Genomic DNA, 26,211 nt, shown 5'->3' on the forward strand with positions numbered 1-26,211 from the left:
GGAGGAGATTTCATGGCAAAGGGATACTGGATCGCCCGTGTCGATGTGCGCGATCCCGAGCGCTACAAGGACTATGTCGCGGCGGCGAAGCCCGCATTCGAACGCTATGGCGCAAAGTTCCTTGCGCGCGGCGGCRCCTTTACCGAACTCGAAGGCAAGGCGCGCGGCCGCAACGTGGTGATCGAGTTTCCCTCGCTTCAGGCCGCCGTGGACTGCTACAATTCGCCGGAATACCAGGTGGCGGCGAAGATCCGCCAGGAAGTCGCGGATGCCGAAATGGTGGTCGTCGAGGGTATTTGAGTCTATCCTTCATCGGAGGAGGGATGCGACAGCGGAAAGGCTTCACGCGCTGCCGCAATTCGGTTATGAGGACGGAAAACCATCCCTTCCTGTCGGCTCCCGGAGCAAACCATGACCCTGACCAATCTTCCCCCTCTCGTCACCGTATTCGGAGGATCGGGCTTTGTCGGGCGGCATGTGGTGCGCACGCTCGCGAAGCGCGGATATCGCATCCGTGTCGCCGTACGGCGCCCGGACCTCGCCGGCTTTCTTCTGCCCTACGGCTATGTCGGCCAGATTTCGCTGGTGCAGGCCAACCTGCGCTACCGCAATTCGATCGACCGCGCAGTCGAAGGCGCTTCCCATGTGGTCAACTGCGTCGGCATCATGTTCGAGAGCGGACGCAATTCCTTCGATGCGGTGCAGGATTTCGGCGCCCGCGCAGTCGCCGAGGCAGCCCGTGCGGCCGGCGCCAGGCTGACCCATATCTCCGCCCTCGGCGTCGATCCGGATTCGACCTCCTCCTATGCCCGCAGCAAGGCGCGCGGCGAAGCCGCGATCAGTTCGCTTCTGCCCGACGCTGTCATCCTGCGTCCTTCCATCATGTTCGGGCCGGAAGACAGCTTCTTCAACAAGTTCGYGGCAATGGCTCGCATCTATCCCGCCCTGCCGCTGATCGGCGGCGGCAAGACGAAGTTCCAGCCGGTCTATGTCGAGGATGTCGCCGAGGTGGTGGGCCGCTCGGTGGACGGCACGATCGCTGCCGGCCGGATTTACGAACTGGGCGGTCCGGAAGTGCTGACCTTCCGCGAATGTCTCCAGACCATGCTCAGCGTCACCAATCGCGAGCGCCCGCTCATCTCGCTGCCCTTCTCTATCGCCTCCTTCATCGGCAGCCTCGCTTCGCTCATCCCCYTCATCCAACCGCCGATCACGGCCGATCAGGTGCAGCTTCTGAAGAGCGACAACGTGGTTTCCGAAAACGCGGCCAAGGAAGGCCGGACGCTCGAGGGCATGGGCATTCGCCCGACGCTGCTTGCCTCGATCCTTTCTTCCTATCTGGTGCAGTATCGTCCGCAGGGCCAGTTCACCGGGTCCGGCAGGGCTGCCTGAGGAAGTTTCACCCCGCTGGAGAGAAGCCGGCCCATGCGGCCGGCTTCTTCATGCGCCCAGAAAACGGGCAGGCATGCTCGACCGCACATCCGGCGAGCATCTTCTGTGGCACAAAGGCCGCAGTCGGCGACATGCTTGCGTTAACCCACGGTTCAACAAATTCGGCTATTGAACTTGCGAGTTTTGGCCAATACACCGCACCGCGCAGACGAACATCGGCTGTGACGTTTCCATTTTTCTTCGAAAGGCGTTCCTCCATGGGCAAGCCCATCGCACTCTTTTTTGCGTGTGCGGCACTGATCATTCTCGCCGGCTCCCTGATCGCTCCGGAGATCGGCGTGGCCAGCAAGCCGGGATGCGCTCCCGCTTATGGCGTCGATCCCTGCGAGACCGCGTCGATCACAACGGGAACCGTCGATCAGTAAGGTTGTATTTCTTAGACAGCCTTAAAATTCCAAGCGGTTTTTTCAACTTTCTCTTGCTACGAAAGTCGTAGAACCGCGTATTTGAGTTTCTTCTTATTTTCCTAAATACTTCCCTCCGGGAGAAGGGCAACAGCCCGCCCATACCGGGAGGAGAAGATATGGCAACGCCTGAAAAGAAGGCGCCGACGCGCCGTTCATTCCTGAAAATGGGCGCAACCACCAGTGGCGCCGTCGCAGCAAGCACACTCGCAGCCCCAGCCGTTCTCGCACAAGCCCCGATCACCATGAAGATGCAGACGTCCTGGCCGGCGTCCGACATCTGGATGGATTTCGCGCGACAGTATACGGAGCGGGTCCAGACCATGTCCGGAGGTCGGGTGAAAGTCGATCTTCTGCCGGCGGGCGCCGTCGTCGGCGCGTTCCAGGTTCTGGACGCCTGCCATGACGGCGTTATCGACGCCGCCCATTCCGTGCCGGCCTACTGGTACGGCAAACACAAGGGCGCATCGCTGTTCGGCACCGGCCCGGTTTTCGGCGGCTCTGCAACCACCATGCTATCCTGGTACTATGCCGGCGGCGGCGCCGAATTCTACCGGGAGCTTCAACAGGACGTTCTGGGCCTCAACGTTGTCGGGTTCATGGGCTTTCCGATGTTCGCCCAGCCCTTCGGCTGGTTMAAGGGAGAGGTGAACACGGTCGCCGACATCAACGGTTTCAAATACCGGACCGTCGGCCTCGCGGCGGACCTGATGCAGGCGATGGGCATGTCGGTGGCGCAATTGCCGGGCGGCGAAATCGTGCCGGCGATGGAGCGCGGCGTCATCGACGCGTTCGAATTCAACAATCCCTCATCCGACCTGCGCTTCGGCGCTCAGGACGTAGCGAAGCATTACTACCTGTCGTCCTATCACCAGGCGTCGGAATGCTTCGAATTCATTTTCAATAGAGACTTCTACGAGGATCTGGAGCCGGACCTGCAGTCAATCGTCCGGTATGCGGTCGAGGCGGCATCGACGGCGAATACAGCTTCCGCGATGGACAACTATTCATCGGACCTTCGGAAGCTCGAAACGGAATCCGGCGTCACCGTGCACCGAACCTCGCAGGAAATTCTCGATGCGCAGATCAAGGCCTGGGACGACCTGATCGTCGAACTCGAGAAGGATGCCTTCATGAAGAAGGTGCTCGACAGCCAGCGCGCCTGGGTGGAGCGGGTCACCTATTTCGAGCTGATGGCATCGCCGGACTATGCACTGGCCTACAATCACTACTTCCCGAACAAGCTGAAGCTGTAGCGAGCATTTCATATCCATCGCATGTCTGAATTGGCAGGGGGCTCTCCCCTGCCGATCTCTCCCGCAAGAAGAAAGACGTTCATTCGATGGTGGCATTCATCCGTTTTGCCGACGCCATGTCGGCCTGGTTCGGCAAGGCATTCGCCTGGCTCATCATCCTCATGACATTCGGCACGAGTTTCGAGGTTTTCGTCCGCTACATCCTGGGACGACCCACGCCCTGGGCGCTCGACCTGTCCTTCATCATGTACGGCACCCTTTTCATGATGGGCGGCGCCTATACCCTTTCGCAGGGCGGGCATGTGCGCGGCGATTTTATCTACCGGCTTTGGAAGCCGCGGACCCAGGCCATCGTCGATCTCATACTTTACCTCATCTTCTTCTTTCCCGGCATCACGGCGCTGGTCGTAACGGGTTGGAAATATGCCTACCGCTCGTGGGGCTATGGCGAGGTCAGCATCAACAGCCCGGCCGGTATTCCGATCTACCAGTTCAAGATGGTGATGGCGGCGGCGGGTGCTCTCCTTTTCATCCAGGGCATCGCGCAGGTGTTCCGCTGCATCAACTGCATCCGCACCGGCCGCTGGATCGAGGCCGAAGCTGAGGTCGAGGAAACCGAAATGCTGTTGATAAAAGAAAAGCAGGCCGAACTTTCCGGGGATAAGGCATGACCGATCCGCAAGTCGCCCTGTTCATGCTCGGACTTTTCGTCTTCATCGTCTTTCTGGGTTTTCCGATCGCCTTCAACCTGATGGCGCTCGGCATCATCTTCGGCTACTACGCCTATTTCGAGCCCGGCCGCATGTGGCGGGCCTATAACCGCCTCGACGAGAATGCCGGCTGGTGGGACAGTATCAGCCTCTGGGTCGAGGGCTTCTTCAACAACCGCATCTTCGATCTCTTCATCAACCAGACCTATTCGGTGATGTCGAATGACGTGCTGACGGCGATCCCGCTCTTCCTGTTCATGGGATACATCATCGAACGGGCCAATATCGTCGATCGTCTCTTCACCACCCTCAACATCGCCTCCAGGAACGTGCCGGGATCGCTGGGTGTCGCGGCACTCATAACATGCGCCCTCTTCGCCACCGCCACCGGCATTGTCGGYGCGGTCGTCACGCTGCTAGGCCTGCTTGCGCTGCCGCCGATGCTGAAGGCCCGCTACAACCATGCCTTCGCGACCGGAATCATCTGCGCCGGCGGCACGCTCGGCATCCTGATCCCGCCCTCGATCATGCTGATCGTCTATGCCGCCACCTCGGGCGTCTCCATCGTCCGGCTCTATGCGGGCGCGCTCATTCCCGGCTTCCTGCTGGTCGGGCTTTACCTGGTCTATGTGGTCGTTCGCGCCATGTTGCAGCCGAACGTGGCGCCGAGACCCGCACCGGGAGAGGTGCCGGACGTGCCGTTCGGYCGCGTCGTCGTCATGCTGCTGACCTCGTTCTTTCCGCTCGCCTTCCTGATCCTGGCCGTGCTCGGCTCGATCCTCTTCGGGCTTGCGACCCCTTCGGAGGCGGCATCCATCGGAGCGCTCGGCGGCCTGATGCTTGCGGTCGCATACCGGGCGCTCACATGGGACCGGGTCCGGCAGAGCGTCTACCTCACGCTTCGCACCACCGCGATGGTCTGCTGGCTCTTCGTCGGCTCCTATACCTTCGCCTCGGTCTTCGCCTATCTCGGCGGCGAGCAGGTCATCTCCCAATTCGTGCAAAGCCTGGATCTCACCCCCTTCCAGTTCCTGATCCTGGCGCAGCTCATAATCTTCCTGCTCGGCTGGCCGCTCGAATGGTCGGAGATCATCATCATCTTCGTGCCGATCTTCCTGCCGCTCCTGCCGATATTCGGCATCGACCCGCTGTTCTTCGGAATCCTGGTGGCGCTGAACCTGCAAACGGCATTTCTGACGCCGCCGATGGCGATGTCGGCCTATTATCTGAAGGGGATCGCGCCTCCGCAGGTCCGCCTGACGGAGATATTCTGGGGTATGCTGCCTTTCGTCGGCCTGGTCGTCGCGGCCATGGCCATCGTCTACGCGTTTCCTGGCCTCGTGTTCTACCTGCCGGACCAGGTTTATGGGCGATAGGGGCCAAGAGATGGAGGCGCCGGGTGGCGCCTCATCGACCTACCTTGCTGTTATGGGAGATTGAGATGCAGGACCGAATACTTGCCCTTCTCGCATTCCTGCTGCTCTGCGGCTTTCTTGGCGTTTTCCTGTGGCGGGTACCGCGCGCGGATCTAACGGTCCTGTTCGCGGTCACCGTCGCCATGGCCGGATACGACTTCTTCTTCTATCGCGGCGGCGATCACCACTGAACTACCGGACTAGCCGATCAGCAGAAGGGCGGCGAGCCCCACCACGCCGACCAGGATGCGCCACCAGGCAAACGGAGCGTAACCGCGGCTGGAGACGAAATCGAGGAGAGAACGCACCACAAGAAGAGCCGTGACGAAGGCGGCGATGAAGCCGATCGCAATCACAGCGCTGTCATCGAAGCTCAACGCCGAACGGTTCTTGTAGAGGTCCAGCGTGAAGGCCCCGAGCATGGTCGGCATGGCCAGGAAGAAGGAGAACTCGGCCGCGGAACGCTTGTCGGCACCCAGCAGCAGCGCGCCGACAATGGTCGCGCCCGAACGCGACGTACCGGGGATCATCGCTACGCACTGGCAAAGACCGATCTTCAAGGCGAGCGAGACCGGATAATCCATCACGTTGTGATATTTCGGCTGGAACTTTATGCGGTCGACGGCGAGCAGCACGATGCCGCCGAGGATCAGCACGACGCAGATCAATATCGGCGTTTCAAAGAGCACGGTCTTGATGAAATCATGCGCGAGGGCGCCGATCACGGCGGCCGGCAGGAAGCCGGCGAGAACCGTCGCCACGAAGCGGCGGGATTGGGTGCTTGTCGGCAAGGAGAGTGCGATCGACATCAGCTTCTGAAAGTAGACGAGCAGGATGGCCAGGATGGCGCCGAGCTGGATCAACACCGCGAAAGTGTTGCCTGGAGACTGAAAGCCGAGAAAATGGCCGGCGAGAAGCACGTGAGCCGTGGAAGAAACCGGTATGAACTCCGTCAACCCCTCGATCAGTCCGAGAACGAGGGCGCTGATGATCGACTGATCGGGCATTCTTGATCCTTTGCTTGGAGCTTATTCGGAGACGGATGAAACGCTGTAATAAAAGGGTTCGGTTGAGAGTCGGAGCGTGACACAGGTGAAAGCCGCGGGACGAAAGCCGAAAAAAATGGCGAAATCATCCCCGGTCCCAGCGATGTGATTCGGTTTCCCGCACCCCTTGCCGTTTGTGCCATAAGAACTGTTTCCATATAACCGCGAGAGGTTCGGGAACATGAAGCAATTTGGCTTGCTTGCCTCGCCCCTATCAAACCCATATAGCTGCAATATGTCAGCGGGTGCGCGACCCAGCAGTCCGTCTTTTAGTACAATAATCGCAAAGCGCCAGTAACGATGCCCACGCTCTATCACCATCCCATGTCTTCCGCCTCCCGGTTCGTCCGGCTCATTTTGTCGGAATACGGTTTTCAGGTGGACCTGATCGAGGAGCAGCCCTGGGAAAGGCGGCGCGAGTTCCTGACGCTCAACCCGGCCGCCACGCTACCCGTCTATGTGGACGACAGCATGCGGGTTCTTTGCGGGCCGGCCGTGCTGATGGAATTCCTGGACGAGACGCACGGAGTTCTGAAACGCGACCGGCGGCTGCTGGCCGAAGATCCCTGGCAGCGCGCGGAAATCCGCCGGCTGACCGAATGGTTTCTGCAGAAGATGGAGAGCGACGTTACCCGGCCGCTCACCCGCGAGCGGGTCTACAAGCTGCAGATGACGGCGGCACAGGGCGGAGGCGCTCCGGATTCGAAAGTGCTTCGCACCTCGCGCGCCAATATCCGCCAGCACATGAAATATCTTTCCTGGCTTGCGGGATCGCGTCCCTGGCTTGCGGGCGACCGCCTCAGTTATGCTGATCTCGCGGCCGCTGCTTCGATTTCCGTGCTAGACTATATGGGTGAGATCGACTGGTCGGAGACGCCGATCGCCAAGGAATGGTATCAGCGGCTCAAATCCCGCCCATCCTTCCGGCCGCTGCTTGCCGAGCGCATTCGCGGCCTAACGCCGGTATCCCATTATGCGGACCTCGATTTCTGACAGGACAAGACCAAGCGAGCAGGCGCCGGAAAAGGAGGCCCGCAGACGCGAAAAGCTGACCGCCTTCATCAAGGCGGAGGCGACCGCGCAGGGCTTCGATCTCTGTCGGATCACGCATCCGGGCAGCATTCCGCACGCGCCTGGCCGCCTGAAGACATTTCTCGACGACGGCCATCACGGTACGATGGAATGGATGGCCGAAACGCGCGAGCGCCGCGGCGAGCCGAAGGCGCTGTGGCCGGAGGTACGCTCCGTCGTCGTGTTCGGCCTCAACTACGGCCCGGACGAGGACCCGCGGGAACTTCTCGACAAGCCGGAAAAGGCCGCGATTTCCGTCTATGCCCGCAACCGCGACTATCACGACGTCATCAAGGGGCGGCTGAAGGAGATCGCCACCCGCTTTGCGGCGCGGGCGGGCGAGGATGTTAAGGTTTTCGTGGATACGGCGCCGGTCATGGAAAAGCCGCTGGCGGAAGCCGCCGGCCTCGGCTGGCAGGGCAAGCATACCAATCTCGTCAGCCGCACGCATGGCTCCTGGATATTCCTCGGCAGCCTGTTCACCACCGCCGAGCTTGTCATCGACGCGCCGGAGATCGACCATTGCGGCTCCTGCCGCGCCTGCCTCGACGCCTGCCCGACAACCGCATTTCCGGCCCCATACCGGCTGGATGCGCGGCGCTGCATCTCCTATCTCACGATCGAGCACAAGGGGCCGATCGATCCGGAATTCCGGCCTCTCATCGGCAACCGCATCTACGGCTGCGACGATTGTCTGGCGGCCTGTCCATGGAACAAGTTCGCGGCCAGCGCTTCCGAGATGAAGCTGAAGGCGCGCGACGACCTGAAGGAGCCGTCGATCGCCTTTCTGCTGACGCTGGACGACGCCGCCTTTCGCAGCTTCTTCAGCGGTTCGCCGGTGAAACGCATCGGCCGGGACAGGTTCATCCGTAATGTGCTGATCGCGGCCGGCAATTCCGGAGACAGAAGCCTGATCGATCAATGCCGGACGCTGGCCGGCGATCCCTCCTCCGTGGTCCGGGGCATGGCGGTCTGGGCGTTGAAGCGGCTGATGACACTTGAGGAATTCGCACGGTTCGCGGAGATGCGCGCCCGCGAGACGGACACGGAGGTGCTGGAAGAATGGCGAATGGCGGGAGCGGCATGATGCGGGTGATGATCTTCGGCTGCGGCTATTCGGGGCAGGCAATCGCGGAGGCTTTCAAATCCGCTGGAGCAAGCGTCTCGGGAACCGTGCGCACGCCGGAAAGTGCCGAGAAACTTGCAAAATGCGGCATCAAGCCTTTCATCTTCGACGGCAGCGCATTTGGCGATGAGCTTGCGGGCGAGTTCGCCGAGGTAACGCATCTGGTGCAATCGATCCCACCCGGCGGCACAGGCGATCCGCTGCTGAAACTGATGACAGGACGGCTTGGAGCGCTTTGCCCGAAGCTCGAATGGATCGGCTATCTCTCGACCGTCGGGGTCTATGGCGACCATGGCGGCGGTTGGGTGACGGAGGAAACGCCCGGCAGCCCCATCCAGGGCCGGTCGATCGAACGGGTCGACACCGAGGAAGCCTGGGCGGCGGAAGGGGACGCGGTTCATGTGCCCGTAGCCCGCCTTCGGCTTGCCGGCATCTATGGGCCGGGCCGCAATGCTTTCGTCAATCTCGCGCGCGGCACGGCGCGGCGGATCATCAAGAAGGACCAAGTCTTCAACCGCATCCGGGTTGAGGATATTGCCGGGGCCACGCTCTTTCTCGCAGAGCGCAAGCTCGGCGGTATCTATAACGTCACCGACGACGAGCCGGGCCCGCCGCAGGACGTGATCGTCGAAGCCGCCCGCTTGATGGGCACGGCCCCCCCGCCGGAGCAGGATTACGAGACCGCCGAGATGACGCCGATGGCCCGCTCCTTCTACGGGGCCAACAAGCGGGTCTCGAATGCGAAGCTCCGCGCCGCAGGGTTCGAATTCCGTTTTCCAAACTATCGTATGTCGCTCGCCGAAATGTGGGATTCAGGTCGCTGGAAGGCATAAATTCCTAGCGATAACAGGATGGAATTTCCTTCCACTCAGCGTCTCTCGGTCATTCTTTCTTAATATCCGTGGCAAGTGATCCAGAAAATGCCCTGATTTTGGCAGCGACATAGCGCTCTGCAAAAATTTTTTTCGTCTGATTTCGTGAACATTGGCATAGCGACGGAGAAGCGGGAATTCTTTTCCGCTTTCTCCCTGTTTTTAAATGTTTTCTTCCCTTATTACTTAGCCGGCTTCCCGAGAAATACAGCCTGCGATTGAGTCACAAATGTTACAGATCGTAACATTGCGTGATCAGCCATCCCTCTTTTTTGCCATTTTTGGCCGGATTCCAGCCAATTGCACGCAACGTGCAGGGACGATCGGACGGGACGACAAACGTGAATACAACCCCACGCTGGATTTTCGCTGCGGCCGCCATTGCTGCTTTCTCGCTTCATGGCTCCGCACAGGCAAAGACTGCGCCCGGATGCGGACACGCCTCCTGGTATGCGCTCACCTCCAAGACCRCCTCGGGCGAACGGATGAACCCCGCCAAGCTCACGGCGGCGCACCGCTCGCTGCCTTTTGGGACCAAGGTCAAGGTCACCAACAAGCGTAACGGCAGGAGCGTCGTGGTACGCATCAACGACCGCGGTCCGTTCATCAGGGGCCGGGTCATCGACGTTTCCAGGGCTGCCGCCCAGAACATCGGCATGGTGAGCTCCGGCACCGCGCAGGTCTGCTATCAGATCATCGGCTGATCCCGCCGAAACCGGCTTGGCCCTTGCCCGGAAGCCCGATCGCGGTTAGGACCCTCACCATACGGGTAYAACCGAGACGGAGAAAAACATGCGACTGGGCGGGCGAATGGCCGGAGCCATCGAGGTTCTGGCGGATATAGAAGCGCGCAAACGGCCGGTCGCCGACGCGCTCAAGGATTGGGGCCTGGCGCATCGTTTTGCCGGTTCCGGCGATCGTGCCGCGATCGGCAATATCGTCTATGACGCGCTCCGCATGCGGCTTTCGCATGCCTGGCTTATGGATGACGACGGCCCTGTCGCGCTCGCCTATGCGGTCCTCATCCGACAGTGGGGCATGACGCCGGAAAGYCTCGCCGCCGAATTCGCCGATGACCGCTTCGCGCCGCCGGTACTTGCCGAGGCGAACCTTGAGGCCCTCGCCTCCCGCAAGCTCGAAGACGCGCCGCTTCATGTGCAGGGAGATATCCCCGACTGGATTCAGCCGTCTCTCGAAGCCAATTTCGGTGAGGACTGGCTGGCGGAGGCAAAGTCGCTGGCCGAACGCCCCACACTCGATCTCAGGGCCAATACGCTGAAGGCATCCCGTGAGAAGGTCGTAAAAGCGTTGGAACGTGCCGGTGCGAAACCTTCCCGCATCGCCCGGAACGGCATCCGGATCGCTGCCGGCGAAGGCGCGTCCCGGCTGCCGAACGTGACCGCCGAGCTTTCATTTCAGAAAGGCTGGTTCGAAGTTCAGGACGAGGGATCACAGATCGTCGCCGACCTGGTGCATCCCGGCGAGCACGACCAGGTGCTGGATTATTGCGCCGGCGGGGGCGGCAAGACACTGGCGCTCTCGGCGGCCATGGGCAACAAAGGCCAGATCCATGCCTATGACGCCGACCGCAAGCGGCTGGCGCCGATCATCGAGCGGCTGCGGCGCGCCGGCACCCGCAATGTGCAAGTGCATGACGATCCGCGGCAGSTCGAAGCCTTGAAAGGCAAGCTGAACGCGGTTCTCGTCGACGCGCCCTGCACGGGCACGGGCACCTGGCGGCGCCGGCCGGACACGAAATGGCGGCTGACGGCGAAGAACCTCGAAGAGCGCAGCGCGCAACAACAGGAGGCGCTTTCGGAAGCCGCAGCTTTCGTGAAACCCGGCGGCGCGCTTCTTTATGTCACCTGCTCGATCCTGCCGGAGGAAAACGACTCTCAAGTCTCCCGCTTCTGCGCCGAGAACCCGGACTTCTCCATCATGCCGGCGCTCGAGACCTGGGAGGAAATCTTCGGCAAGAGCGCCCCGACGCCACGCTCGAAAGACGGGCGCACCGTTACACTCACTCCCGCAAGTACCGATACAGACGGCTTTTTCTTTTGCCGCATGCAACGCAAGGTTTGAACCAATACGAGGGGAACAGAATATACTTTCTTCCTTCAAGATGTTCTAAACTAGATCGTTTGACACCAGTTTGCATTTGCGCGATGACATGCCCGAGCAGCGAAGATTTCCGCTGCGAAGGAGAGGGACAATGATCCGCAAGACCGTTCTCGGCGCCGCAATGGCGCTGCTCGCCGCCTCGGCGGCGTTCACCGTCGCGCCTGCGCAGGCGGCAACCGATGCCGCCGCCGTCGTGAAGCATTATGCCGAACTGGCGTATGCAAAATACGAAGATTCGCTGACGACCGCCAAGGCCCTCGATGCCGCGATCGACGCCTTCCTGGCAAAACCGAGCGAGGAAACGCTGAAGGCTGCGCGGACTGCCTGGATCGCCGCACGCATTCCCTATCAGCAGACGGAAGTCTACCGTTTCGGCAATCCGATGGTCGACGAATGGGAAGGCAAGGTGAATGCCTGGCCGCTCGATGAAGGCCTGATCGATTATGTCGACGCCTCCTACGGCACCGAAAGCGACGAGAACGCACTTTACACCGCCAACGTCATTGCCAACCCCAAGGTGACGATCAACGGGGAAGAAATCGACGCCACCAACATCACGCCCGAGCTCATCCGCAGCCTGCACGAGGCCGGCGAGATCGAGGCCAATGTCGCGACCGGTTATCATGCCATCGAGTTCCTGCTCTGGGGGCAGGACCTCAACGGCACCGGTCCGGGCGCGGGCAACCGGGCCTATACCGACTACGACAAGGCCAATTGCACCAACGGAAACTGCGACCGCCGCGCCGCCTATTTGAAAGCTGCCTCCACGCTGCTCGTCTCCGATCTGGAGGAGATGGTTGCGGCCTGGGCGCCGGAGGGCGAGGCCACGAAGGAAGTGGAAGCCGATCCCAAGGCCGGCGTCACCGCGATCCTGACCGGCATGGGTTCCCTCTCCTATGGCGAGCTTGCCGGCGAGCGAATGAAGCTCGGCCTGCTGCTGCACGATCCGGAAGAGGAGCATGACTGCTTCTCGGACAATACCTATGCCTCGCATCTCAATGACGCGATCGGCATCAAGTCGGCCTATACCGGCGAATATGTCCGGGTCGACGGCACGAAGCTCACCGGCCCTTCGCTTTCGGAGCTCGTTGCGGCCAAGGATGCCGCACTCGACACCGAGGTGAAGGGCAAGCTCGACGCCACGCTAGATGCCATGAACGCCATGGCCGACCGCGCTCAGAAGATCGAGGCCTATGACCAGATGATCGGCGAAGGGAATGCCGAGGRCAATGCCGTAGTGCAGAAGGCGATCGACGGGCTGATAGACCAGACCCGGTCAATCGAGCGCGTCATCGCTTCGCTGGAGCTCGGCACCGTGACGCTTGAAGGCTCCGACAGCCTCGACAATCCCGACGCCGTTTTCCAATGAGATGAAGAGGCCGGTCGCGGCATCATGAAGTGCCGCGACCTGATGAATCATGAGAACGCCCAAAGCCGCACTGTTCCTGTTGCCCGTTCTTTCGGGCGTTCTCTTGTTCGCGCCGCTTGTCGCCGGCGGCGGAGAGGCGCTTTTTCCCACCGAACGTACCGATCTCAACCCGAAGGACCGCAAGCGGGTCGAGAGCGTGACGCGCCCAGCCTCGGATTTTTCCAAATCCGAGCAGTTCGAGAGGATGTCGGCGGGTGCTGCGACCAGCAAGGCGATCGTCAACGGCGACGCTTTCTCGCATTCCTCCGCCAATCTCACCTTCGCCGAGGAAGAGACCTTCAAGCTGGGCAATGCGCTCTTCACCAAGCTCTGGGTTTCCTCTCCCTCTTCCACCCAGGCCTCCGACGGCCTGGGGCCGCTCTTCAACGCGCGGGCCTGCCAGAGCTGCCATCTGAAGGATGGGCGCGGGCACCCGCCGGAGGGCTCGACGGACGCGACCTCTATGTTCCTGAGGCTGGCGCGGCCGGCGCGAACCGAGGAAGAGAAACGCGCAGTCGCCAGTCATGAAAAGCTCAATTTCGCGGATGCGACCTATGGCGAGCAGCTCCAGGATGCCGCGGTTCCCGGCCTGAAGTCCGAAGGCAGGATGCAAATTTCCTACAAGGAAATCCCGGTCGCGCTCGGCGACGGCGAGGTGGTTTCGCTGCGCAAGCCGACCTATTCGGTTTCCGATCTCGCCTATGGCCCGCTTGAGGCCGACGTGACACTTTCGCCGCGCGTTTCACCACCGATGATCGGCATGGGTCTCATTCAGGCGATCCACGAAGCCGATATCCTCGCAAAAGCCGATCCGGACGATGTCGATCGTAACGGCATTTCAGGCAAACCGGCCATCGTCCGCGATCATCGGACCGACGAGCTGAAACTCGGCCGCTTCGGTTTCAAGGCACAGAATGCCTCAATCCGCGATCAGAGCGCTTCCGCCTTTGCCGGCGATCTCGGCATTTCGACGCCGGATCACCCCAACAGCTACGGGGATTGCACGCAGGCGCAGACGGAATGCCTGGCCATGCCGAACGGCGTGCAGGCGCGGCTCGGCGATACGGAAGCACCCGACCCGGTGCTTGGCCTCGTTACCTTCTATTCGGAAAATCTTGCCGTTCCCGCCCGGCGGGATATCGACGATCCGGCGGTGCTGCGCGGCAAGGAAATGTTCTATCAGGCGGGCTGCACCTCCTGTCACACGCCGAAATTCGTGACCCGCCGCGATGCGGAAAACAAAGCGCATTCCTTCCAACTCATCTGGCCCTATTCGGACTTTCTGCTGCACGACATGGGCGAGGGCCTTGCCGACAGCCAGCAGGTAGGCGTGGCGGACGGCCGCGAATGGCGCACGCAGCCGCTCTGGGGCATCGGACTGACCCGGACCGTCAACGGCCATACCTTCTTCCTGCATGACGGGCGGGCGCAAAACCTTACCGAGGCCATTCTCTGGCATGGCGGCGAGGCCCAGAAGGCGCGGGATGCCTTTGCCGCACTTCCCAAGGATGATCGCGCCGCCCTCATCAAATTCCTGGAGTCGCTCTGATGCGTAAACTGCTTGCCGCCGGTCTGATGGCACTCCTCCCCCTCAGCGCTCTTGCACAGGATGCCAATCCTTCAGGCCCGGTGGYGCTGACGGACGAGGGTGTCAGCACGGTCATGACGGCCGCGGTCGATGGTTTCATCCGGCCAGGCTATCGGGACTTCCATTCGGCATCGGGACGACTGGTGACGGCGATGGGTACGCTTTGCGGCGTACCCTCTCCCGAGACCTATGAAGCGGCCAAATCAGCTTTCGTCGAGACGGCCAGAAGCTGGGCGCGCATCGAGGTCGTGCGGGTAGGGCCGGTGATCGAGCGAAACCGCTTTGAACGCATCCTTTTCTATCCCGATCGCAAGAGCACGGGTCTCAAACAGGTGCAGGCCATTCTCGCGAAACCGGACGAAAGCGCCACCTCCGTTGAAACGCTGGCCAGCAAGAGCGTCGCCATGCAGGGGCTCGGCGCATTGGAGTACCTGCTCTTCGGTACCGGTTCCGAAACGCTGGCGGCGGAGAAAGACGGATTCCGTTGCCACTATGGCGCGGCGGTCGCCCGCAATGTCGAAAATCTCGCCAAGGAGCTTGCCGATCTCTGGGACAAGCCCGACGGAATTCAGCAGGCCTGGAAGCATCCGGGGCCGGATAATCCCGTCTTCCGCGACCGGCGGGAGGCAATCACAGCACTTCTCGGCATTCTCGTCCACGGCGCCGAAGCCGTGCGGGACCAGCGCATCGAGWCCTTCTACAAGGGGCCCGACAGCGCCAAATTTCCGCGGCAGGCTCTCTTCTGGCGATCCGCAAATACCTGGACCATGGTGAAAGGCAATCTGGAAGGACTGGATGCGCTGATGAAGAGTTCCGGCATGGCCGATCTGCTCAACGAAGATGAACGCTCCATCGTCTCTTCGATCGACTTCGTCATGAAATCGATGATCCGGGTGGCCGGCACCATCGATCCGGATGTCGAAAAGGCCGTCACCGACCAGGCCGAACGTCAGAAGCTCGACTTTCTGCTGCTGAACGGCCGCGATCTCATCACCCGACTCAACGATAGCTATGGCAGCGCGATCGGTCTCACCTCCGGCTTCTCCTTTTCGGACGGGGACTAGAAAACCATGTGGCGGGGGGAAGCACTGGACCGGCGCGAGTTTCTGAAGGCGGCTGGCCTTGCCTTCACCGCCGCGCTTTCGCCACGCTCCCTGATGGCGCTCGAATGCGCCGATGCGGTCTATGCCGCCGGCTTCAAGGCGCCTGATGGTTCCTTCGGCATCGCTACGGTTTCCGAACGGGGCGAGATCATCGACCGGACTGCCCTTCCCGCGCGCGCCCATGGGATGGCCTATAGCGCTGCGGCCGGCCGAGTGGTGGCTTTTGCCCGACGGCCCGGCACCTTCGCCATGATATTCGATCCGTCGCGGCAAACGGAACCCGTCATCGTCAGCGCGCCGGAAGGCCGGCATTTCTACGGTCACGGGCATTTTTCGCCGGACGGCGCGCTGCTCTACACAAGCGAGAACGATTTCGACGGCAATCGCGGCATGATCGGCATCTACGATGTCCGAGATCGCTTCCGCCGCATCGGCGAGTTCGATGCCCATGGCATCGGCACCCATGACATGACCGTTTCGGATGACGGGACGATGCTGGTCATCGCCAATGGGGGGATCGAAACGCATCCGGATTTCGGGCGCACCAAGCTCAACCTCGACCGTATGGAGCCATCGCTGGTGCTGCTCGATGCCAGGACCGGCGCGCTCGTTCAGCGGCACGGCCTGCCCTCCCCGCTTCGCCAGCTCTCCACACGTCACCTCGATATCGCCGATGACGGCCGCATCTGGTTCGCCTGCCAGTGGGAGGGCGCGCGCAACGAGCTGCCGCCGCTTGCCGGCTGGTTCGCCAAGGGCGAGGATCTTTCCTTCATTTCGCTGCCGGAGGAAACCACGATCCGGCTCGGCAATTACGTAGGAGCGATCGCAGTCAACCGCCGCCAGGGCCTTGTCGGCCTCACCTCGCCCGTCGGTGGAACCGCCGTGACGCTCGACGCCCGCACCGGCAGGGTAGTGAGCGAGGAAATCGTGCGGGATGCCGCCGGTGTCGCTCCTGCCGCGCATGGTATTGCCGTCTCCTCCTATGACGGCCGGTTCAACGAGACCCGCAGCGAAGTCGCCTGGGACCAGCATATCGTGCGGATAAGCTCCTGATCTTCTTCCGAACCGGTTCTTTAACGGCTTGCCCAAGCCCTTCCGGCATGCCAGTTTTCGCACCTGCGAAAGGATGAGAGGATGGACGGAACGGATACCGGCGATTTCCGCGAGCGCGTGCAGCTGAGCTTTGGCCGCCAAGGAGCGATGACGATGCTCGGCGCGGAACTGACACGCGTCGAACCCGCGATGGTCGAGATCGAACTGCCTTTCGACCCCAAGCTTACGCAGCAGCACGGCCTGCTGCATGCGGGCGTGATTTCGGCCGCTCTCGACGCCGCCTGCACCTATGCCGCCTATACGACGATCGCGCCGGACGTTTCCCTTCTCACCATCGAGTTCAAGGTGAACCTGATGTCGCCGGGGCGCGGCGAGCGCTTTCTTTTCCGCGGCGAAATCACCAAGCCGGGTTCCACCATCATCGTCGCCGACGGACGGGCCTATGCAATCAGCGACGGCCCGGCAAAGCTGATCGCTTCCATGACCGGGACGATGATGGCGATCCGCGGCAGACAGGATCTCATCGGATGACAGCTTCCTCTTTCCCAAGCGAGCTGAAACGGGTCGGCGACAGCTCCATTCTCTTCGTCATGGCGGTGGACGCGGAATACGGGCCCACGCTCAAGACCCGCATCAAGCCGCTGATGACCGGCGTCGGGCCGGTGGAGGCGGCGGCCACGCTTGCCTGCGAGCTGACAAAACTGGAAGCGGCGGCAAGACTTCCCGATCTGATCGTCTCGCTCGGCTCCGCCGGCTCACGCAGCCTCGAGCAGACCGAAATCTATCAGGTCTCCTCCGTCGCCTATCGCGATATGGACGCCTCGCCGCTCGGCTTCGAGAAGGGCCGCACGCCTTTTCTCGATCACCCTGCCATCATCTCGCTGCCGATACGCATTCCCGGCATTCCGGAAGCCTCGCTTTCGACGGGCGCCAACATCGTCTCGGGCACCGCCTACGATCTCATCGAAGCCGACATGGTGGACATGGAAACCTTCGCGGTGCTGCGCTGCTGCCAGCTCTTCGGCATTCCACTCATTGGTCTGCGCGGCATCTCCGACGGGAAGGAAGAGCTCAAGCATGTCGGCGACTGGACCGAATACCTGCATGTGATAGACGGGAAACTGGCAGAAGCCGTCGATCGCCTGACGGAGGCGCTGGAAAGCGGCGATTTGGCCCTCTGAGACAGTTGCAAGAAATGCAAGTTTTCTTTAAAGGCTCGCCATGACCCAGATAGCCCATCCCGACAGCATCCTCATCATCGATTTCGGCAGCCAGGTGACGCAGCTGATTGCGCGCCGCATCCGCGAATCCGGCGTCTACTGCGAAATCCATCCCTTCCAGAACGCAGCCGAAGCCTTCGATAAGCTGCAGCCGAAGGGCGTGATCTTTTCCGGCGGGCCGGCCTCGGTGACGGCCGAAGGCAGCCCAAGGGCGCCGCAGGCAGTGTTCGACAGCGGCGTGCCGATCCTCGGCATTTGCTACGGCCAGCAGACGCTCTGCCTGCAGCTCGGCGGCGAGGTCGAAGGCGGGCATGCGGCGGAGTTCGGCCGCGCCGACGTGGAGATCAGGGCGGCAAGCCCGCTCTTCGATGGCTTCTGGGAAGCCGGAAAGCGCTATCCGGTCTGGATGAGCCATGGCGACCGCGTGACGAAGCTGCCGGAAGGCTTCGAAGTGATCGCCACCTCCGAAAACGCGCCCTTCGCGATCGCAGCGGACGAGAGCCGCCACTACTATTCCACCATGTTCCATCCGGAAGTGGTGCATACGCCGGATGGCGCGAAGCTTCTTTCCAATTTCGTGCACAAGATCGTGGGCCTGAAGTCGGACTGGACGATGTCCGCCTACCGCGCCGAGATGATCCGCAAGATCCGCGAGCAAGTCGGCAGCGAACGGGTGATCTGCGGTCTTTCCGGCGGCGTCGATTCTTCCGTCGCGGCCGTGCTCATCCACGAGGCGATCGGCGACCAGCTCACCTGCATCTTCGTCGATCACGGCCTGATGCGGATGAACGAGGCGGAAGAAGTCGTGAAGATGTTCCGCGACAACTACAACATCCCCCTCGTGCATGTGGATGCTTCCGACCTGTTTCTGACCGAGCTTGCCGGCGTCTCCGACCCGGAAGTGAAGCGCAAGACGATCGGCCGCCTGTTCATCGAGGTCTTCGAAGCGGAAGCCAACAAGATCGCCGAGGACGGCAAGGGGGCGCCGGCCTTCCTCGCCCAGGGCACGCTTTATCCCGACGTCATCGAAAGCGTCTCCTTTTCCGGCGGACCTTCGGTCACCATCAAGAGCCACCACAATGTCGGCGGCCTGCCCGAGCGCATGAACATGAAGCTCGTGGAGCCGCTTCGCGAACTCTTCAAGGACGAGGTTCGCGCGCTCGGCCGCGAGCTCGGCCTTCCCGACCAGTTCATCGGCCGCCACCCCTTCCCGGGTCCGGGGCTTGCCATCCGCTGCCCTGGCGGCGTGACGCGCGAGAAGCTCGACATCCTGCGCAAGGCGGACGCCATTTATCTGGATGAAATCCGCAAAGCCGGCCTCTACGACACGATCTGGCAGGCATTCGCCGTGBTGCTGCCGGTGCAGACAGTCGGTGTCATGGGTGATTACCGCACCTACGACTTCGTCTGCGCGTTGCGAGCCGTCACCTCGGTCGATGGCAWGACCGCGGATTTCTATCCCTACGACATGAATTTCCTCGGCCGGACCGCGACCCGCATCATCAATGAGGTGCGCGGCATCAACCGCGTCGTCTACGATGTGACCTCCAAGCCGCCCGGCACGATCGAGTGGGAATGACGCGCCTGCCCTGTGCTATGTTCGCTACGGTGTGATGCCGATCGAGATGAGCCAGGCCAGGATTTCGAGCACGAGAACCACCAGGCCAATCTCCAGCGCGATACGGATGCGCTGGATGATGCGCCAATTGTTGCTCATGTCCGCCTTGATCTGCAGAGCCAGCGCGCGATGGATCGCGGACATGCTCGCCTTGTTGTCTTGGTCGACGTACCGGGCCAGCAAATCTCCCGGATCGAACCGGAATGTGTAATTGTAATAGGGCCACAGGATGAAGGCGGCGAAGCATCCGATGAGGAACAGCAGGATCAGGGCCGTCCAGTCCCATGGCCCGACGCCGTCTCTCAACGCGGTCGTGCCGAGGAGCGAGGTGGCGAATGCTGCCGCGAAGATCAGATTGCCGCCTCTGGCATTCAGCGATTCGACGACCTGCTCTTGATGCTGAAGGCCGCGCACGGCCTCGTGGTACACGAATGCAAGCCGTGGATCGTCATCGACTGTTTCATCCCGCTCTCTTCCCGCGGAGGAACTTCCGGTCATCTCCCGACCTCGGCAGTTGCAACGGGCGCGAACGCCTGCGCCAACATGGCAATGAGGCTGCCGAACGCTGCCTGCATCCGGCGCATGACCCGGATTCAATTCGGTCAACGCGAGCGCATGCCAGATATAGAGAGAAAAACCCATATTGCTCGCGTGAAATCACACGCGGAACGGAGAAGGATCCGTTCTGTTCCAGGACATTTACAGAATTCGCGCAATGCCCCTGGACATCGCCTGTGGAGAGCGCGCTTCCCGGCTGATGAGGCCGTTTACCCTTCCGAGCTTTTGAGTCTAGAGGAGTTTCCTTCGCCCGGCGCCTCATTTATGACAGTTTTGTGACATCCCGGACACGACCCAGAAGGAGCGAAAATGCTGAGCCTGTTCAGAAAGCTTTTGCCGCGCGAGGATCGCTTCTTCGACCTTTTCGAGCAGCATGCGCGTATGGTCGTGAGCGCTGCCCAAGCCTTGAACGAGCTGCTGTCCGGGAGGGATATCGAGGGCAATTGCGCAAAGATCGTCAAGCTGGAGGACGAGGCGGACGAGATCACCCGCCAGGTGCTGCTCGCCGTGCGCCGCAGCTTCATCACGCCCTTCGACCGAGGCGACATCAAGGATCTCATCCAGTCCATGGATGACGCAATCGACATGATGCACAAGACAGTGAAGACGATCCGACTCTACGAGCAGACAAGCTTCGATCCCGGCATGCAGGAAATGGGCAAGGCGGTGGTCGAGGCCGCCCACCTGATCGCGGAGGCGATACCGCTGCTCGACCGGGTCGGCACCAATGCCCAGCGCCTCAGCACGATTGCCGAGGATGTGACGCGGGTGGAGGGCCGTTCCGACGATCTTCACGACCACGGACTGAAAGATCTCTTCCATCGTTATGGCGCAACCGGCAATGCGATGGCCTACATGATCGGCAGCGAGATCTATGGCGAGCTGGAAAAGGTCGTCGACCGCTTCGAGGATGTCGCCAACGAGATCAGCGGCATCGTGATCGAGAACGTCTGATGGATGCGACGCTCGCCTTCCCCCTGCTCGTCGGCCTTATCGGCATCGCCCTGTTCTTCGATTTCCTGAACGGCTTGCACGACGCGGCGAATTCCATCGCCACCATTGTCTCGACGCGGGTGCTGAGGCCGCAATATGCGGTCTTATGGGCGGCCTTCTTCAATTTCATCGCCTTCCTGTTCTTCGGCCTGCATGTGGCCGAAACGCTCGGCACCGGCATCATCGATCCAGGCATCGTCTCGCCCCAGGTGATCTTCGCGGCGCTGATGGGTGCGATCCTCTGGAACATCATCACCTGGGTCTTCGGCATTCCCTCGAGCTCATCGCATGCTCTGATCGGCGGTCTCGTGGGTGCAGGGCTCGCCAAAGTCGGCTTCAGCTCGATCGTCTGGGGAGGGCTTCTGAAAACCGTGGCGGCGATCTTCATGTCGCCGGCGATCGGCTTCTTCCTGGCGCTGATGCTGATTCTCGCGGTCTCCTGGATTTTTGTGCGGCAGACGCCGTTTGCGGTGGACAGCACCTTCCGCGTGCTGCAATTCGTCTCCGCCTCGATGTATTCGCTCGGGCACGGCGGCAACGACGCCCAAAAGACCATGGGCATCATTGCCGTACTCCTGTTCTCGCAAGGCTATCTCGGCTCCGAATTCCATGTGCCCTTCTGGGTGGTCATCACCTGCCAGGCCGCCATGGCGCTCGGCACGCTCTTCGGCGGCTGGCGCATCGTGCACACGATGGGATCGAAGATCACCAAGCTTAACCCGATGCAGGGCTTCTGTGCCGAAACCGGCGGTGCGCTGACGCTCTTCGGCGCGACCTGGCTCGGCATCCCGGTCTCCACGACCCACACCATCACCGGCGCGATTATCGGGGTGGGTGCAGCAAGACGCGTTTCGGCGGTGCGCTGGGGGCTCGCCGGCAATATCGTGATCGCCTGGATCATCACCCTCCCCTCCGCGGCACTGATCTCCGCCTGCTTCTACTTCATCGCAAGCGCATTGAGCTGACGAGGGCGCTGCTCCGGCAAGAAACGGGTTGATTTGAAGTCTCCCACGCGTGATCCTTCCATCATGCAAGGAGGCCATGTCATGAGCGATAAGGCACACCACTACCATATCTTCGAAACCGCCGGCGGCTATTGCGGCATCGCCTGGAGCGAGGCCGGCATCACGCGCTTCCAGCTTCCGACGAGCAGCGAGCAATCCACCGAACGCCTGTTGCTGCGGCGGGTGCCGAAAGCCGTGCCCAACCGGCCGACGCCGCCCGTGGCGGACGCCATCGCGGCAGTGAAGCGCTACTTCCAGGGCGAGCAGATGGATTTCTCGGCTGTGAGGCTCGATCTTGAAGGTCAGGACGAGTTCTTCAGAAAGATCTATGCCGCAGCAAGGCGGATCGGCTGGGGAAACACCACCACCTATGGCGCGCTCGCAAAGGAAATCGGCGCCGGGCCGGAGACGGCTCGCGATGTGGGTCAGGCCATGGCGAAAAATCCGGTTGCGCTCATCATTCCTTGCCATAGGGTGCTGGCAGCCGGCGGCAAGATCGGCGGCTTTTCGGCACCGGGAGGCTCCAGCGCGAAAATGCGCATGCTGGAGCTGGAGGGGGTACACCTTGGACCGCCGGAACCAGCACAGCAATCGCTGGGCTTCTAGCCAATCCTTGGGAGGCGTGCGGATGGCAAAATTGCGGGTGGGAATGATCGGACTGGGCATGGGCGCAGGGCATCATGCCCGCAGCCTGAAGGACCTTTCCGACGAGATCGAATGCGTGGCCGGGTACAGTCCCACCGCAGCGCGTCGGGAAGCGTTCGCGGAAAAATACGGGCTGTCCATCACCGCCGATCTCGACGGCATGTTCGCCGATCCGGCCATCGACGCGATCATGATCATCACGCCCCCCAACACGCATCTGGAACTCGTGCAACGCGCCGCAGCGGCGGGAAAGCATATTCTTCTGGAGAAGCCGCTGGACATTACGCTCGAACGGTCCGAAGCGATCGTGGAGACAGCGCGCAATGCCGGTGTCACGCTTGCCGTGGTGCTGCAGAACCGTTTTCGCCCCGGCATTCTGACGCTCGCCGAAACGGTGGCATCCGGCCGGCTTGGAGAAATCGTCGAGGCTTCCGCCGCAATCCGGAACTGGCGCCCACAAAGCTACTATGATGAGCCGGGACGCGGTACCAAGGCGCGCGACGGCGGCGGCGTGTTGCTGACCCAGGGCATCCACACCATCGATCTTCTGCTGAGCCTTGCCGGCACGCCGAAGGAGGTTGCCTCCTTCGTGCGGACGAGCCCGATTCATCGGATGGAGACGGAGGACCTCGTAACGGCGGCTTTCACTTATGAAAGCGGTGCGATCGGCACGCTGAACGCGAYGACCTGCGCCTATCCTGGCCTGGCTGACCGCATCGAATTGATCGGGACGAAAGGCATGGCCGTTTTTTCGGGCAACAAGCTCGAGGCGGCGTTTATGGACGGCACGGTACTGACGAAGGGAGAGGACGGAACCGGTTCCGGCAGCGGGGCCGATCCCATGGCTTTCGGGCACGGGCTGCACCGGACACTGATAGCGGACTTCGCATCCGCCATACGGAAAGGCCGTCCGCCGAAGGTGACTGGAGAGGATGCACTGAAAGCGCATCGTTTCATCGAGGCTATCCTTCGCGCCTCGAAATCTTGAGCCGGCACCGTTTCACTGGGCGAAAACGCTGCACTCACAAGCCGGGAAGAATCGGCCTATGTCTTCAGCCGATCTTTGCGAAGGCCTTCGGGTCGATGCCGAGGGTTTCGAGGTCGTGCTTCTTCGGGGCACGGCGGCCTTCAACAGCAGCGGAAACAGAGACCGCAGCGCCGAAGACGGCGATGGCGCGGCCGAGGAAGCCGCCACGGACATTGTAGTTCTGTACGGGCATGGAAGTTTCCTTTCTTCGTGGGCCTGTATATGTGGCCGACGAGTGCTTTGTGCAACGCACAACTGAACAAGGGAGCCATGCAACCGCAGCATGGCGCGGTTAACGACGCGGTCGGTGCTTGCCTATGGATCAAGCATGTTGCTATCCCTCCCTCTGTTCAAAAGGGAGCGGAAGCGTGACGATCACCATCTACGGCATCAAGAACTGCGACACGATGAAGAAAGCACGGAACTGGCTCGAGGCGAAGGGCATCGCGTACCGGTTCCATGACTACAAAGCCGAGGGTATCGATCGCGCCCATCTCGATAAATGGACGGAAGAAGCCGGATGGGAAACGGTGCTCAACCGGACCGGCACCACCTTCCGCGCGCTGGACGAGGCCAAGAAGGCAGACCTCGACCGTGAGAAGGCGATCGCGCTGATGCTGGGWCAGCCATCCATGATCAAGCGCCCGGTGCTGGAGGCTGACGGCAAGCTCATCGTCGGCTTCAAACCGGAAATTTACGAAGGCATCTTCTCCTGATGTCCAAGTCCACCCGCGCCACGCAGGTTCTTTCCAGAGCCGGTATCGCCTTCGAGACCGTCACTTACGATTACGATCCCGATGCCGAACGGATCGGCATGCAGGCGGCCGAGGCGATCGGCGAGGAACCGCGACGGGTTCTGAAGACATTAATGGYCGTGCTGGACGGAAAGCCGGTCTGCGTCGTCGTGCCTTCGGACCGGGAGGTCTCGATGAAGAGGTTGGCCGCTGCTTTCGGCGGCAAATCCGCCAGCATGATGAAGCCAGCCGACGCGGAACGCGCGACCGGCTATCACGTCGGCGGCATCAGCCCCTTCGGGCAGAAGAAGCAGGCACCCACGGCGATTGAGTTGACCGCGCTCGAGGAGCCGTATGTCTATATCAATGGCGGACAGCGAGGATTGCAGGTCCGGCTCGATCCGAGAGCCGCACGCGACATCCTGAAGGCCATCGCGGCCCCGCTTGTTGCCGATTGAGGTTCCGCGCTTCAATTACGCCGCAAAGCGCACTAAGTTTTCCGGATCACCAAACTCGAGAGCAGGCAGATCATGAACATTCACGCCGACGTCAAGACCGCAGTCGATCCACACAAACTGGAAAAACTGGCGGAGGTGGCCATTCAGGTCGGCCTGCAGCTGCAGCGGAACCAGGATCTCGTCATCACCGCACCGCTGGCGGCCGTGCCGCTGGTGCGCCTCCTTACCAAGCATGCCTACATGGCCGGCGCCGGAATCGTCACCACCTTCTATTCCGACGAGGAGACTACGCTTGCCCGTTACGCACATGCGCCGGATGCGAGCTTCGACAAGGCTTCCGGCTGGCTTTATGATGGCATGGCAAAGGCCTATGAAGGCGGCGCTGCACGCCTGGCGATCGCCGGCGACAACCCGATGATGCTCGCCGGACAGGACCCGGCCAAGGTGGCGCGCGCCAACAAGGCCAATTCCATGGCCTACAAGCCGGCGCTCGAGAAGATCTCCAACTTCGACATCAACTGGAACATCATCTCCTATCCGAACCCCTCCTGGGCGAAACAGGTATTTCCCGAGCTTTCTGAAGAAGAGGCCGTGCGGAAGCTGGCCGATGCGATCTTCGCGGCATCGCGCGTCGATCTGGACGACCCGGTCGCGGCCTGGAAGGAGCACAATGCAAACCTGAAGAAGCGGTCGAGCTGGCTGAATAGCGAGCGCTTCGCATCGCTGCATTTTACCGGTCCAGGCACGGATCTAACGGTCGGGCTTGCAGATGGGCACGAATGGCATGGCGGGGCCTCGACCGCCAAGAACGGTATCACCTGCAACCCGAACATCCCGACCGAAGAGGTCTTCACCACGCCSCATGCGCTGAAGGTGGAAGGCCATGTTTCCAGCACCAAGCCGCTGTCGCACCAGGGCACGCTGATCGACAATATCCAGGTGAGGTTCGAAGGCGGTCGCATCGTCGAGGCCAGGGCCTCCAAGGGCGAGGAAGTGCTGAACAAGGTGCTCGATACGGACGAGGGCGCGCGGCGGCTGGGCGAAGTGGCGCTCGTGCCGCATTCTTCACCCATCTCGAAGAGCGGCATCCTCTTTTACAACACCCTTTTCGACGAGAACGCCTCCTGCCATATCGCGCTCGGCCAGTGCTATTCGAAATGCTTCCTCGACGGCGCCTCGCTGAGCCAGGAACAGATCAAGGCGCAGGGCGGCAATTCCAGCCTCATCCATATCGACTGGATGATCGGCTCCGATCAGGTCGATATCGACGGCATCCGCGCAGACGGTTCGAAAGTGCCGGTCATGCGCAAGGGCGAATGGGCCTAACCT

General features: G+C 61.5%; 30 protein-coding genes. 26 read left to right on the top strand and 4 right to left on the bottom strand.

The features are described from left to right. The first annotated feature begins 12 nt into the window (after nucleotides 1-12). Nucleotides 13-300 (top strand): DUF1330 domain-containing protein, encoded by a 288-nt coding sequence (locus tag LCM4573_RS16525; RefSeq protein WP_071007488.1) that lies wholly within the window; start codon nucleotides 13-15, stop codon nucleotides 298-300. Nucleotides 301-411: 111 nt separating this feature from the next. Then, on the top strand, nucleotides 412-1,392 hold the full coding sequence (locus LCM4573_RS16530; RefSeq protein ID WP_071007489.1) for a complex I NDUFA9 subunit family protein: 981 nt from the start codon (nucleotides 412-414) through the stop codon (nucleotides 1,390-1,392). Between the two features lie 7 nt (nucleotides 1,393-1,399). Here LCM4573_RS16530 and LCM4573_RS27925 read toward each other — a convergent pair whose 3' ends face one another. Then, on the bottom strand, nucleotides 1,400-1,651 hold the full coding sequence (locus LCM4573_RS27925; protein ID WP_131818971.1) for a hypothetical protein: 252 nt from the start codon (nucleotides 1,649-1,651) through the stop codon (nucleotides 1,400-1,402). Between LCM4573_RS27925 and LCM4573_RS28320 the strand changes: the two genes are divergently transcribed. From LCM4573_RS28320 to LCM4573_RS28325, 5 genes are all read left to right on the top strand, one after another. Beyond that, complete coding sequence (locus LCM4573_RS28320) at nucleotides 1,650-1,817, top strand: hypothetical protein (protein WP_198539741.1); 168 nt, start codon at nucleotides 1,650-1,652, stop codon at nucleotides 1,815-1,817. The two genes, LCM4573_RS27925 and LCM4573_RS28320, sit on opposite strands and share 2 nt — an antisense overlap. Before the next feature lie 158 nt (nucleotides 1,818-1,975). After that, nucleotides 1,976-3,112 (top strand): TRAP transporter substrate-binding protein, encoded by a 1,137-nt coding sequence (locus LCM4573_RS16535; RefSeq protein ID WP_071007490.1) that lies wholly within the window; start codon nucleotides 1,976-1,978, stop codon nucleotides 3,110-3,112. An 86-nt stretch (nucleotides 3,113-3,198) separates the two neighbouring features. Beyond that, on the top strand, nucleotides 3,199-3,783 hold the full coding sequence (locus tag LCM4573_RS16540) for a TRAP transporter small permease subunit (protein WP_071007491.1): 585 nt from the start codon (nucleotides 3,199-3,201) through the stop codon (nucleotides 3,781-3,783). Beyond that, entirely contained in the window at nucleotides 3,780-5,198 is a 1,419-nt protein-coding gene (locus LCM4573_RS16545; RefSeq protein ID WP_071007492.1) for a TRAP transporter large permease subunit, read from the top strand. The genes LCM4573_RS16540 and LCM4573_RS16545 overlap by 4 nt, the downstream gene beginning before the upstream one ends. Before the next feature lie 65 nt (nucleotides 5,199-5,263). Then, nucleotides 5,264-5,428, top strand: coding sequence for a hypothetical protein (locus LCM4573_RS28325; protein WP_198539742.1), 165 nt, complete (start codon nucleotides 5,264-5,266; stop codon nucleotides 5,426-5,428). Nucleotides 5,429-5,437: 9 nt separating this feature from the next. On the opposite strand, the gene LCM4573_RS16550 is transcribed toward LCM4573_RS28325, so the two are convergent. Next, complete coding sequence (locus LCM4573_RS16550) at nucleotides 5,438-6,244, bottom strand: undecaprenyl-diphosphate phosphatase (RefSeq protein ID WP_071007493.1); 807 nt, start codon at nucleotides 6,242-6,244, stop codon at nucleotides 5,438-5,440. 339 nt (nucleotides 6,245-6,583) lie between these two features. Between LCM4573_RS16550 and LCM4573_RS16555 the strand changes: the two genes are divergently transcribed. The 12 genes from LCM4573_RS16555 (at nucleotide 6,584) to guaA (ending at nucleotide 19,424) form a co-directional block, all read left to right on the top strand. After that, nucleotides 6,584-7,276, top strand: coding sequence for a glutathione S-transferase family protein (locus LCM4573_RS16555; RefSeq protein WP_071007494.1), 693 nt, complete (start codon nucleotides 6,584-6,586; stop codon nucleotides 7,274-7,276). Next, entirely contained in the window at nucleotides 7,257-8,441 is a 1,185-nt protein-coding gene (queG, locus tag LCM4573_RS16560) for a tRNA epoxyqueuosine(34) reductase QueG (RefSeq protein ID WP_071007495.1), read from the top strand. Before LCM4573_RS16555 ends, queG begins: the two co-directional genes overlap by 20 nt. Then, the gene (locus LCM4573_RS16565) at nucleotides 8,441-9,313 is read left to right on the top strand and encodes an SDR family oxidoreductase (protein ID WP_071007632.1); all 873 of its coding nucleotides are present in this window, start codon (nucleotides 8,441-8,443) and stop codon (nucleotides 9,311-9,313) included. Before queG ends, LCM4573_RS16565 begins: the two co-directional genes overlap by 1 nt. A 380-nt stretch (nucleotides 9,314-9,693) precedes the next feature. Further along, nucleotides 9,694-10,056 (top strand): septal ring lytic transglycosylase RlpA family protein, encoded by a 363-nt coding sequence (locus tag LCM4573_RS16570; protein WP_071007496.1) that lies wholly within the window; start codon nucleotides 9,694-9,696, stop codon nucleotides 10,054-10,056. An 88-nt stretch (nucleotides 10,057-10,144) separates the two neighbouring features. Then, on the top strand, nucleotides 10,145-11,434 hold the full coding sequence (locus LCM4573_RS16575; RefSeq protein ID WP_071007497.1) for an RsmB/NOP family class I SAM-dependent RNA methyltransferase: 1,290 nt from the start codon (nucleotides 10,145-10,147) through the stop codon (nucleotides 11,432-11,434). A gap of 130 nt (nucleotides 11,435-11,564) precedes the next feature. After that, nucleotides 11,565-12,842, top strand: coding sequence for an imelysin family protein (locus LCM4573_RS16580; protein ID WP_071007498.1), 1,278 nt, complete (start codon nucleotides 11,565-11,567; stop codon nucleotides 12,840-12,842). A 49-nt stretch (nucleotides 12,843-12,891) separates the two neighbouring features. After that, nucleotides 12,892-14,430 (top strand): di-heme oxidoredictase family protein, encoded by a 1,539-nt coding sequence (locus tag LCM4573_RS16585; protein WP_083347490.1) that lies wholly within the window; start codon nucleotides 12,892-12,894, stop codon nucleotides 14,428-14,430. Beyond that, complete coding sequence (locus LCM4573_RS16590; RefSeq protein WP_071007499.1) at nucleotides 14,430-15,533, top strand: imelysin family protein; 1,104 nt, start codon at nucleotides 14,430-14,432, stop codon at nucleotides 15,531-15,533. Before LCM4573_RS16585 ends, LCM4573_RS16590 begins: the two co-directional genes overlap by 1 nt. 6 nt (nucleotides 15,534-15,539) lie before the next feature. Then, a complete protein-coding gene (locus LCM4573_RS16595) occupies nucleotides 15,540-16,625 on the top strand; it encodes a DUF1513 domain-containing protein (protein WP_071007500.1) in 1,086 nt (361 codons plus the stop codon). A gap of 81 nt (nucleotides 16,626-16,706) precedes the next feature. Continuing rightward, nucleotides 16,707-17,156 (top strand): PaaI family thioesterase, encoded by a 450-nt coding sequence (locus LCM4573_RS16600; protein WP_071007501.1) that lies wholly within the window; start codon nucleotides 16,707-16,709, stop codon nucleotides 17,154-17,156. Continuing rightward, on the top strand, nucleotides 17,153-17,806 hold the full coding sequence (locus LCM4573_RS16605) for a 5'-methylthioadenosine/S-adenosylhomocysteine nucleosidase (protein ID WP_071007502.1): 654 nt from the start codon (nucleotides 17,153-17,155) through the stop codon (nucleotides 17,804-17,806). Before LCM4573_RS16600 ends, LCM4573_RS16605 begins: the two co-directional genes overlap by 4 nt. Nucleotides 17,807-17,846: 40 nt before the next feature. Further along, a complete protein-coding gene (gene guaA / locus LCM4573_RS16610) occupies nucleotides 17,847-19,424 on the top strand; it encodes a glutamine-hydrolyzing GMP synthase (protein WP_071007503.1) in 1,578 nt (525 codons plus the stop codon). A gap of 24 nt (nucleotides 19,425-19,448) precedes the next feature. On the opposite strand, the gene LCM4573_RS16615 is transcribed toward guaA, so the two are convergent. Further along, entirely contained in the window at nucleotides 19,449-19,961 is a 513-nt protein-coding gene (locus LCM4573_RS16615) for a hypothetical protein (RefSeq protein ID WP_071007634.1), read from the bottom strand. A 369-nt stretch (nucleotides 19,962-20,330) separates the two neighbouring features. Here LCM4573_RS16615 and LCM4573_RS16620 point away from each other — a divergent pair, with 369 nt between their 5' ends. From LCM4573_RS16620 to LCM4573_RS16635, 4 genes are all read left to right on the top strand, one after another. After that, on the top strand, nucleotides 20,331-20,975 hold the full coding sequence (locus LCM4573_RS16620; protein WP_071007504.1) for a DUF47 domain-containing protein: 645 nt from the start codon (nucleotides 20,331-20,333) through the stop codon (nucleotides 20,973-20,975). Further along, nucleotides 20,975-21,979, top strand: coding sequence for an inorganic phosphate transporter (locus LCM4573_RS16625; RefSeq protein ID WP_071007505.1), 1,005 nt, complete (start codon nucleotides 20,975-20,977; stop codon nucleotides 21,977-21,979). Before LCM4573_RS16620 ends, LCM4573_RS16625 begins: the two co-directional genes overlap by 1 nt. Nucleotides 21,980-22,060: 81 nt before the next feature. After that, nucleotides 22,061-22,624 (top strand): methylated-DNA--[protein]-cysteine S-methyltransferase, encoded by a 564-nt coding sequence (locus LCM4573_RS16630; RefSeq protein WP_071007506.1) that lies wholly within the window; start codon nucleotides 22,061-22,063, stop codon nucleotides 22,622-22,624. Nucleotides 22,625-22,646: 22 nt separating this feature from the next. Beyond that, a complete protein-coding gene (locus LCM4573_RS16635) occupies nucleotides 22,647-23,651 on the top strand; it encodes a Gfo/Idh/MocA family protein (protein ID WP_071007507.1) in 1,005 nt (334 codons plus the stop codon). A gap of 64 nt (nucleotides 23,652-23,715) precedes the next feature. On the opposite strand, the gene LCM4573_RS28330 is transcribed toward LCM4573_RS16635, so the two are convergent. Next, nucleotides 23,716-23,883, bottom strand: a complete 168-nt coding sequence (locus tag LCM4573_RS28330) for a hypothetical protein (RefSeq protein ID WP_198539743.1) — start codon at nucleotides 23,881-23,883, stop codon at nucleotides 23,716-23,718. A 175-nt stretch (nucleotides 23,884-24,058) separates the two neighbouring features. Here LCM4573_RS28330 and LCM4573_RS16640 point away from each other — a divergent pair, with 175 nt between their 5' ends. From LCM4573_RS16640 to LCM4573_RS16650, 3 genes are all read left to right on the top strand, one after another. Then, nucleotides 24,059-24,406, top strand: a complete 348-nt coding sequence (locus LCM4573_RS16640) for an ArsC family reductase (RefSeq protein WP_071007508.1) — start codon at nucleotides 24,059-24,061, stop codon at nucleotides 24,404-24,406. Beyond that, a complete protein-coding gene (ybaK, locus tag LCM4573_RS16645; RefSeq protein ID WP_071007509.1) occupies nucleotides 24,406-24,882 on the top strand; it encodes a Cys-tRNA(Pro) deacylase in 477 nt (158 codons plus the stop codon). Before LCM4573_RS16640 ends, ybaK begins: the two co-directional genes overlap by 1 nt. Nucleotides 24,883-24,954: 72 nt before the next feature. Continuing rightward, nucleotides 24,955-26,208 (top strand): aminopeptidase, encoded by a 1,254-nt coding sequence (locus LCM4573_RS16650; protein WP_071007510.1) that lies wholly within the window; start codon nucleotides 24,955-24,957, stop codon nucleotides 26,206-26,208. Nucleotides 26,209-26,211 lie beyond the last annotated feature (3 nt).

The organism is Rhizobium sp. LCM 4573 (assembly GCF_001854865.1).
Taxonomy (GTDB): domain Bacteria; phylum Pseudomonadota; class Alphaproteobacteria; order Rhizobiales; family Rhizobiaceae; genus Neorhizobium.